Annotated in this window: 7 protein-coding genes; 4 read left to right on the top strand and 3 right to left on the bottom strand. The window is 74.3% G+C overall.

The window, feature by feature from the left end; all coding sequences use genetic code 11:
• Positions 1–79: 79 nt before the first annotated feature.
• Entirely contained in the window at positions 80–1,447 is a 1,368-nt protein-coding gene (locus ACYU7L_RS19215; RefSeq protein ID WP_460800137.1) for an MFS transporter, read from the bottom strand.
• A gap of 142 nt (positions 1,448–1,589) precedes the next feature.
• On the opposite strand from ACYU7L_RS19215, the gene ACYU7L_RS19210 reads away from it, so the two are divergent.
• Positions 1,590–2,534, top strand: a complete 945-nt coding sequence (locus ACYU7L_RS19210) for a nucleoside hydrolase (protein ID WP_460800135.1) — start codon at positions 1,590–1,592, stop codon at positions 2,532–2,534.
• Positions 2,535–2,650: 116 nt separating this feature from the next.
• Positions 2,651–3,463 carry a tyrosine-protein phosphatase gene (locus ACYU7L_RS19205; protein WP_460800133.1) on the top strand — a complete coding sequence of 271 codons (813 nt, stop codon included), beginning with the start codon at positions 2,651–2,653 and terminating at the stop codon, positions 3,461–3,463.
• 1 nt (position 3,464) lies between these two features.
• Here ACYU7L_RS19205 and ACYU7L_RS19200 read toward each other — a convergent pair whose 3' ends face one another.
• Together ACYU7L_RS19200 and ACYU7L_RS19195 are read right to left on the bottom strand one after the other, a co-directional pair.
• Positions 3,465–4,085 carry a hypothetical protein gene (locus tag ACYU7L_RS19200; protein WP_460800131.1) on the bottom strand — a complete coding sequence of 207 codons (621 nt, stop codon included), beginning with the start codon at positions 4,083–4,085 and terminating at the stop codon, positions 3,465–3,467.
• Positions 4,086–4,151: 66 nt separating this feature from the next.
• Entirely contained in the window at positions 4,152–5,822 is a 1,671-nt protein-coding gene (locus ACYU7L_RS19195; RefSeq protein WP_460800128.1) for an AMP-binding protein, read from the bottom strand.
• A gap of 99 nt (positions 5,823–5,921) precedes the next feature.
• On the opposite strand from ACYU7L_RS19195, the gene ACYU7L_RS19190 reads away from it, so the two are divergent.
• Positions 5,922–8,093 (top strand): acyl-CoA dehydrogenase, encoded by a 2,172-nt coding sequence (locus ACYU7L_RS19190; RefSeq protein WP_460800125.1) that lies wholly within the window; start codon positions 5,922–5,924, stop codon positions 8,091–8,093.
• A gap of 80 nt (positions 8,094–8,173) precedes the next feature.
• On the top strand, positions 8,174–9,187 hold the full coding sequence (locus tag ACYU7L_RS19185; protein WP_460800123.1) for a TIGR03617 family F420-dependent LLM class oxidoreductase: 1,014 nt from the start codon (positions 8,174–8,176) through the stop codon (positions 9,185–9,187).
• Positions 9,188–9,312 lie beyond the last annotated feature (125 nt).

Raw genomic sequence — 9,312 nt, 5'->3', positions numbered from 1 at the left:
AGGGTCGTGTGCCTGAGGACGCGCTATCTCGCGTGCCCAGGCACACGACCCCAGGGGTCCGTGTCCACTCTTTTCCGGGTCAGGCGGGCGGGACCGGTGCGCCGCTCGCCGCCCGCTGCTCGCGCAGCGTCGGCGCGAGCGCGACCAGCCCGAGCGCGGGGAGGGCCGCCAGCAGCAGCAGGGCCCACGCCATCCCCCACACGTCGCCCAGCCCGCCGACCACGGCCGAGCCGACGCTTCCGCCGACCAGGAACAGCAGCGTGGCGACGCCCAGTGCCACCCCGCGCACGTGCTCGTGGACGGCGTCGCCGACCGCGGCGCTGAGCGCGGGCTGACCGAGCCCGAAGGCGACGGTCACCAGACCGACGGCCAGCAGGAGTACGGCGGCCGCGACGCCCGGCAGCGGCTCGACCACGGCGGCGCCCCCGGCCGCGACGAGCAGGGCCAGCGAGGCGCCGATGCCCGAGCGGCGCAGCGCGGCGGCGGCACCGATCCGGGTGAGCAAGGGGCCGGCGATCCGAGGCGTCAGCAGCGCGATCCCGGCGCTCGGCAGCAGCAGGAGCCCGACCTGCCACGCCTCCCAGCCGTGGCCGACCAGCACGGCGGGGACCGCGATCAGCATCGCGAACCACGCGCCCGGGATGGCGGCCGCGGCCAGCGCGCTGCGCACCACCACGGAGTTGCCGATCACTGCGCGGGGCAGGAAGCCGTGCGGGTGACGACGGACCCGCAGCGCCACCGCCGGGGTGCCCAGCAGCAGGAGCAGCGCGCCCGCGGCCGCGACCACGAGCCCGGTGGACGGCGACTGCACCAGCAGCACGAGTCCGGCAGCGGTGCCGGCGACCGCGATCGCCCCGAGCACGTCGAGCCGCGCTCCGGTGCCGTCGTTGTGCAGCGTGTGCCACAGCATGGGGATGATCAGCAGGCCCAGCACCGGGAGCGCCATCACCGCACGCCACCCGAAGGCCGCCTCGACGAGCCCCCCGGCCAGCGGTCCGGCACAGCTCAGCGCGGCCGCCACGCCCGCGAGACGCCCGAGCGCGAGGCCGCGCACCGCCCCGTCGTACCGCTGGGAGAGCATGGCCACTCCCAGCGTCGGGACCGCGGCCGCGCCGGCGCCCTGGAAGAGGCGGGCGACGAGCAGGACGGGGTACGACGGGGCGAACGCCGCGACGATCGCGCCGGCCGTCATCAGCCCGACCCCGAAGACGAGCGGTAGGCGCACCCCGACCAGGTCCGAGACCCGGCCGTAGACCGCCGTGGTCACCGCCAGCGTCAGCGCGTAGAGGCTGATCGCCCACGCGCTCTGACCGATCGTCACCCCCAGGTCGTCGGCCATCAGCGGCAGCGCGATCGCCGCCGACGACGAGCCCAGCCCGGCGAACCCGAACAGCAGCCCCAGCAGCACCGACACCTTGCGGGAGTCGTCGCGGGCAGGGGAGGTCATGCGCGGCACAACCAGCAACACCCCACCCCCATTCCCGCGACCCGTCAGAAGATCTCGCCGACCCGTCCCCAAGTTCGCACGACCCGTCAGAAAGTTCGCATGACCCGTCACATACTTCGCGGTGGGTCGGCACCATGGGGCCATGACCCGGCCGATCCTGCTCGACTGCGACACGGGGACCGACGACGCCGTCGCGATCGTGCTCGCGGCGCTGCACCCGGACCTCGACCTGCGCGGCGTCACCACCGTGTGGGGCAACCATCCGCTCGCGCGGACCAGCGACAACACGCTGCGGGTGCTGGACCTCGTCGGCCGGCCCGATGTCCCGGTGCACGCGGGCCTCGCCGCGCCGTACGCACCCTGTCAGGCGCCGCCACCGCTCCCCGGCCCGGACGACGCGCTGCGACTGCCCGCCCCCTCGCGATCGGTGGGCGCGGCGGATGCTGTGGAGTGGCTGGTCGAGACGCCGCGCGCGGCGACCGAGCCGATCACCTGGGTCGCCACCGGCCCGCTGTCCAACGTCGCCGCGACCCTCGCCGCGGACCCGGGCGTCGTCGAGGCGGTCGACGAGCTGGTGGTGATGGGCGGGGCACACGCGCACGGCAACGTCACCGCCAGCGCCGAGACCAACGTCTGGCGCGACCCGCTCGCCGCCGCGGCCGTCTGCGGCGCCGGGTTCGCTCGGCTGGTGCTGGTCCCGCTCGACGCGACGCTCGTGGCGACGGTGCCCGTGTCGCTGTGCCACGAGCTGAGGGCAGGTACGGCGGTCGCGGGCGCGGTGGCGGGGTTGGTCGAGGAGCGGATCCAGCGGTACGCCGGGTCTCCGCACCTGCGTCCGGACGACAGGGACGGTCGCGCCGGCCCCGTCCATGACGCGCTGGCGCTCGCCTATCTCCTCGATCCGGCGGTGGTGACGCTCGAGCCGGCGTACGTCGAGGTGGAGACGAACGGGCGACTCACGACCGGGCGCACGGTGATGGACTTCCGCGGGGTCGGGTCCGAGACGCCGAACGCACTGGTCGCCGTCGACGCCGACCGCGAGCGCTTCCACGCCGTACTGCGTGCGACGCTGCTGGGGGCGACCTGAGGATCTTGTGACGGGTCACGCGGATCTTCTGCCGGGTCGACGTGATCTTGTGACGGGTCGGCGTGGGGGGCGTGTCTAGGCTGACCGGGCGTCACGAGAGCGGAGCGATGATGACGATGAATCACCCCGAGAGCCACCCTGACCTGCCGGCCCACCCCGACCTGCCGGCCCACCCCGATCTGCCGGCCCACCCTGACCTGCCGGCCCTGCCCGACCTGCCGAACCTGCGCGACCTCGGGGGGCTGCGGACGGCGACGGGGCGGCGTACCCGCAGCGGCGTGCTCTATCGCAGCGCGTCGACCTCGTTCGTGGACGAGGCGCAGGCGCGGGTGCTGGTGGAGGAGCTGGGCATCCGGCTGCGGGTGGACCTGCGCAGCGCCGTCGAGGTGCGCGAGTCGACGAACCCGCACCTCGGGGCCCTCGAGCGTCGGGTCGCCCACCTGCCGCTGCAGGCGGGCGGGGTGTGGGAGCACGACCCGACGTCGGCGGATCCGGCGCAGCGGGTGTCGAGCCACTACCTGCGCTACCTCGACCACTCCGCCGAGTCCGTCACGGGGTTCGTCCGGCTCCTCGTCGAGCAGGACAACATCCCCGCACTGGTGCACTGCACGGCCGGCAAGGACCGCACCGGCGTGGCGCTGGCCCTCGTGCTGTCCGCGGTGGGCGTGGAGGACGACGAGATCGTCGCCGACTATGCCCGCACCCGCGACCACCTCGACGCGATCTTCGGCCGGATCCGCGCGCTGCCGGCCTACGAGGAGCGGCTGGCGGCGCTTCCGGAGGAGTCGCTCACCGCGGAGCCGGCGAGCATGGAGCGCTTCCTCGAGCGGCTGACCACGGCGCACGGGGGCGCCCGGGAATACCTGCGCGGTGCCGGCCTGGTCGACGCGGAGATCGAGCGGCTCGGCGACGTGCTGCTGGAGGGCTGACTCAGACCGGCCGGCCGCGGTCCACCGCCGCGATGGCGATGCCCGAATACGCGGCGGCGACGAACAGGATGCCCGCGTTCTCCGAGCCGTCCGGGAGCAGACCCGCTATCGGCAGCAGTGCGATGTGCGCCAGCAGCGCGAGCGGGATCCACACAGCGACGACGCCGGCGCGCAGCAGCGCCACCGCGAGCAGCAGCTCTCCGATGTAGAACGCTGCCACCCAGCCGATGAGGAAGATGACCAGCCCGAGGTTCTCGGAGGCCTCCGACAGCCGGTCCGCGCGCACCGCGTCGCTGAGCACGAGCGCCCGGAAGAAGACCAGCACCATCGCGTAGCCCGCCACCCCGACATAGCCGATGGAGAGCACCAGGACGCTCGCGATCGCCGTGCGTTGCCCCCGGCTCCCGAAGAGCGTGAGCACCGTCGGCAGCCCGAGGATCAGCGTGACCGCGGCGAGGAAGTACATCACCGCCACGGCCATCCATCGGCCGTCCTGGGCCTCGATCAGCCGCAGGGTCTGCGTCGCCGTCTCCCCCGCCGGCGTCAGGAAGGTGCCGAGCACGAGCGCCATCGCCCCGGTGACGAGCATCGCCGCCGACACGGGCACCCAGTCGACTCGCATGCTGACACCGTAGGTCTGCGGGTGGGCTTTGCCGACCATTTCGGGCAGCTGCTCCCCCAACCTTGGTCAGGCCGGGACGAGAGCGGCCCTCCCGTGAGCGGCGAACTCCGCCTCGAGCCCCGCGCGGGCGGCCTCGTCGAGCGCGACGTACTCGCTGGTGCGGCCCACCCGGACCCACACCGGGTCGCCGGTGACCCAGGCGGAGGCGCGCAGCGGCGCCTTGTCGACCTTGTTGCTGCCGGTGAGGGGTACGGCGCCGACGACGCGCACGAACGACGGCCACCACTTCGCGCCCAGGTCGGGCTGGGCCGCGAGGAACGCCCCGAACGCCGCCGGGTCGAAGTCGACGCCGTCCGCCAGCTCGAGCGCGCACATCACCCGGTCCCCCGTGGCCGGATCCGGTACGGCGTACACCGGCGCGGCCTGGACGCCACCGAAGCGCTGGAGCAGCCGCTCGACGGGGGCGGCAGCGAAGTTCTCCGAGTCCACGCGCAGCCTGTCCGAGGAGCGCCCGGCGAACCAGAACCACCCGTCGGCGTCGCGGTAGGCCAGGTCGCCGGCCCAGAAGTCGTCGCCCCGCACCCGCTCGGCCATCGCGCCGGGGTTGGCCCAGTAGCCCTCGAAGGTGTGCGCCAGCCCGACGCCGACCAGCTGGCCCACCGCCTCGGGGTTCGTCAGCCGGCCTGCCTCGTCGAAGACCGCGCGCGGGCACTCGTGCCCGGTCGCCTCGTCCAGCACGCGCACGTCGGCGTCGCCGGCCGGCTTGCCCAAGGACCCGGGCGGCGTGTCGGGGGTCCGGTTGATCCGGAACACGCCCTCGCTCATGCCGTAGCCCTCCTGCACCACGCACCCGAACCGCTCCGCGAACCGCGTCACGTCGGCCTCCGAGGCCTCGGTGCCGTAGGCGAGGCACAGCGTGGACGTCCGGTCGCGAGGGTCCTCGGGCCGACTCAGCACGTAGGACAGCGCCCGTCCGACGTAGTTGACGTACGTCGCGCCGAGGCGGTGCACGTCGTCGGAGAACCGGCTGGCCGAGAACCGCCGCGCCAGGCCGACCCGGGCGCCGACCGCCATCGCCGGGGCGAGGTTCATCATCACCGCGTTGCCGTGGAACAGCGGCATCATCAGGTAGGTCACCGAGTCCCGCCTCAGCTCGATGCGTCCCACGATCGCCTGGGTGAGCCGACCGAGCCGCCCCTGCCCGACGATCACCGCCTTGGGGGCGCCGGTGGACCCGGAGCTGAAGAGGAGCAGCGCGATGTCGTCGGGGGTGGGGGTCGTCGCCGGCAGGGCCGCGCCGCGGTGCGGCGCCAGCCACGCGTCGTACGACGGGGTGTCGAGGACGTGGACGCGCTCGTCGGGTACGCCGTGGTCGTGCCCCGACGACTGGCCCCGCACGAGGTGGGCGAGGCGCTCCTCGGTGACGATCAGGTCGACGTCGGCGTGGCGGATGTCGACGGCGAGCTCGGCGGCGCTGCGGCTGGAGTTGATGCCGACGACGACCGCGCCCGCGAGCGAGCCGGCGCCGATCCAGAAGACGAAGTCGGGGACGTTCTCGAGCAGCACGCCGACGTGGACCTGGCGTCCCTCCGGGCGCGGCACCGCCGCGACGAGGGCGGCGGCCCGGTCCGCGGACTCCTGCACCACCTCGCCCCAGGTCCACGCGCGGTCCTCGAACACCAGGCCGACCGCGTCGTCCCCGGCCCGGCTGCGCACGATGTCGGCGAAGGTCTCCACGCCGACATCCGACCAGCCCGGGCGGCGTGAGGTGCCCGAGTCTCCCGCTGACCGGGAGACTGCCGGACGCGCGCGGGGCCGAACGGCGACCGTGCCGTCATGAGCTCCCGCACCGACTCCCTCCGCCGCCGGTCCAGCGGCATCGCCTCGACCCCCGAGCAGGTCGCGGTCCAGGACGCCGTGCGCGCCTTCGCCCGCTCCGCCCAGGTGATCGAGGCCGCCCGCGACGAGTCGGCCGAGGCCTGGCGCAAGATCTGGCCCGGCCTGGCCGAGCTGGGGATGTTCGCGGTGACGGTGCCCGAGGAGCACGGCGGCGCCGAGGCCGACCTCGTCGACCTGGCGGTGATGGTCGAGCAGGCCGGGGTCGAGGGCGTGCCCGGGCCGGTCGTGCCCACCGCCGCGGCCGCCCACCTGCTCGGTCGCGTCACGCTGCCGGACGGTGCCGCGGCCGAGGCCCGCGACGCGGTGCTGGCCGGGGACCTGACGGTGGCGATCACGCGCCCCGGGCTCGCCCCCCTCGCTGGGGACGACGGTCGGCTGACCGGCGACCTGGGGGCCGTCGCCGGCGCCACCGCCGACGCCGCGCTGCTGGTCCCCGCACAGGTCGACGGCCGCCGCACGTGGTGCCTGGTGCTGCCCGGCGCCGGAGTGTCGGTCACGCCCCTGGACGGTCTCGACGTGGCGACGCCGCTCGCGACCGTCACGCTCGACGGCGCGCCCGCCCTGTCGTTGGGCGGGCCGGCGAACGGGCTGGCCGAGCACGAGGTGGAGGACACCCACCTGCTCGTCGCCGCGGCGCTGGCCGCCGGGATCGCCGGACGCACGCTCGAGGTCGCCGCGTCGTACGCCGCGCTGCGTGAGCAGTTCGGGCGCCCCATCGGCTCCTTCCAGGCGATCAAGCACCTGTGCGCGGAGATGCTGTGCCGCGCCGAGCAGGCCCGGGTGGCGGCGTGGGACGCGTCGGTCGCGGAGCCCGCCGAGCGCTCGCTGGCCGTCGCGGTCGCCGGTGCGATCGCGCTGGACGCGGCCGTCGACAACGCCAAGGACTGCATCCAGGTGCTGGGCGGGATCGGCTACACCTGGGAGCACGACGCCCACCTGTTCCTGCGCCGCGCGCTGGTGCTGCGCCAGACGCTCGGCGGCTCGGCGCACTGGCGGGCCCGGGTGGCGCAGCTGGTGCGGGCCGGCGAGCGGCGCCACCTCGGGGTGGAGCTGGGCGAGGTGGAGAGCCGCCGTGAGGAGGTACGACGCGCGGTCGCGCTGCTGGTCGGGATGGAGGGGCGCGAGCTCCGAGCGGCGCTGGCCGAGTCCGGCCTCTACGCGCCGCACTGGCCCGCGCCGTACGGCATGGACGCGGGACCCGCTCTCCAGGTGCTCGTCGCGCAGGAGCTCGAGCGCGCCGGGGTGTCGCGCCCCGACCTGGTGATCGGCTGGTGGGCGATGCCGACGATCCTGGCAGGCGGGACCCCCGAGCAGGTCGAGCGGTTCGCGATGCCGACCCTGCGCGGGGACGTCGCGTGGTGCCAGCTGTTCAGCGAGCCGGGGGCCGGCTCCGACCTGGCGTCGCTGTCGACGAGCGCCACGCGCGTCGACGGCGGCTGGTCGCTGTCGGGACAGAAGGTGTGGACCTCCGCCGCCGTCACGGCCGACTGGGGCATCTGCCTGGCGCGCACCGACAAGGACGCCCCCAAGCACAAGGGCATCACCTACTTCCTCGTCGACATGCGCACGCCCGGGCTCGACGTACGCCCGCTGCGCGAGATCACCGGCGAGGCGCTCTTCAACGAGGTCTTCCTCGACGACGTCTTCGTGCCCGACGACTGCGTGGTCGGCGAGGTCGACGACGGCTGGCGCCTGGCACGCACCACGCTGGCCAACGAGCGGGTGGAGATGGGTGGCAGCTCGTCGATGGGCAGCGGCACCGAGGAGCTCGTCGCCCGCGCCGCCGCGCACACCGGCGAGCTCGTCGACGACCGGCTCGGGCACCTGGTCGCGCAGACGATGTCGACGGCGCTGCTCGGGCACCGGGCACTGCTGGCGCAGATCGGTGGTGGGCAGCCGGGGGCTGAGTCGTCGGTGCAGAAGATCGTCGGGGTGCGGGCCCGGCAGGACGCGGCCGAGCTGTCGCTGGAGCTGGTCGGCGACGAGGGCCTGGTCCGCGGGCCGGTGAGCCGGGAGATGCTGAGCGCTCGGGCGCACTCGATCGCGGGCGGGTCGAGCCAGATCCTGCTGTCGCTGATCGGCGAGCGGATCCTGGGACTGCCCCGCTGACCCGCGGCTGAGCCCTGCCGCCGCGACTGAGTGGGACGACTTGCGCGGGTGGCGCGTCGGGCTGGTGCAGACTCCGAGCCATGCGCCTCGACATCCAGCTGGACGCCCGCCCCGACCAGGCGGCCGAGCGGGCCCGACACCTGGCGGCGACGGGCGTGGACGGGCTGTTCACCTTCGAGGGACCGCACGATGTCTTCCTCCCGCTGGCGGCCGCGGCGCCCGTCACGCGCGACGTACAGCTGATGACCAACGTGGCGATCGCGTTCCCCCGCTCGCCCATGCACCTGGCGCACACGGCGTACGACCTGCAGCTGATGTCCGGCGGCCGCTTCCACCTCGGCCTGGGCTCGCAGATCAAGCCGCACATCGAGAACCGGTACGGCGCCACGTGGGTGCGCCCCGCCGCCCGGATGCGCGAGATCGTGCTGGCCGTCAAGGCGATCCTCAACTCGTGGCAGGACGGGACCAAGCTCGACTTCCGCGGCGAGTTCACCCGTCACACGCTGATGCCCCCGACGTTCGTGCCCGGGCCGAACCCGTACGGCGTGCCGCCCGTGCTGATGGGCGCGCTCGGCCCGGTGATGACCCGGACGGCCGCCGAGGTGGCCGACGGGCTGCTGGTGATGCCGTTCCACAGCTACAAGCACTTCCGCGAGCGGACGCTGCCCGCGGTCGAGGAGGGGCTGGCCCGCGCCTCGCGCTCCCGCGACGAGCTGGCGATCGTGCCGCAGGTGATCACGGCGATGGGCCGCACCCCCGCCGAGATCGAGGCGGCGTCGGTGGGGGTGCGCGGGCTGCTCGCGTTCTACGGCTCGACCCCGGCCTATCTCCCCGTGCTCGAGGTCGAGGGCTGGGAGGGCGTGCAACCGGAGCTCAACCGGCTCTCGAAGACCGGTGACATCGCCGCGATGATGGAGCTGATCACCGACGAGATGCTCGAGACGCTCGCCGTACGCGGCACCCCCGAGCAGTGCGCCGCCGAGATCCACCGCCGCTTCGGCGACGTCGCCGAGCGCGTCTGCGCCTACTTCCCCGGCTCCGACCCGGACCAGGAGCACATCGCAGCCCTAGCCGAAGCCCTCCACCAGACCTGAGCAGGCGCAAACGCTGCGCCGTACGCCGCCGAGTCGGCGCGAACGCACGCCGTACGACGAGCCGCGGCGCCGCGTTCTCCACAGGCCGTCGATGCCCACTGGTGCGAACCGGCCGGCCGCCGCAG

This window comes from Nocardioides pacificus (assembly GCF_054775955.1).
The sequence above is the reverse complement of the archived record's forward strand: the minus strand, read 5'-3'. Positions and strand labels throughout refer to the sequence as shown.